The organism is Chromobacterium alticapitis, assembly GCF_002924365.1.
Lineage (GTDB): Bacteria > Pseudomonadota > Gammaproteobacteria > Burkholderiales > Chromobacteriaceae > Chromobacterium > Chromobacterium alticapitis.
The window spans coordinates 1-251 of the sequence record NZ_PQWB01000132.1 but is presented as its reverse complement, the minus strand read 5'-3'; the positions used below and the strand labels follow the sequence as shown (position 1 = coordinate 251).

Here is a 251-nt window from a genome sequence, read left to right as displayed (position 1 = left end):
TACGGCACGCCAACCTGGCGGGACAGCAGGATGTGTTCGCGGGTTTGCGGCATCGGACCGTCAGCGGCCGAGCAAACCAGGATGGCGCCGTCCATCTGAGCCGCGCCAGTGATCATGTTCTTCACATAGTCGGCGTGACCCGGGCAGTCTACGTGAGCGTAGTGGCGGGATTCGGTTTCGTATTCAACGTGCGCGGTATTGATGGTGATACCGCGAGCCTTTTCTTCCGGCGCGCTGTCGATCTGGGAGTA

1 protein-coding gene is annotated in these 251 nt (G+C 61.0%); it reads right to left on the bottom strand.

Features of this window, described 5'->3' with window-relative positions:
* Positions 1–251 (bottom strand): GTP-binding protein (locus C2I19_RS19410; RefSeq protein ID WP_439647053.1); only part of this gene is annotated, 251 nt, incomplete at both ends.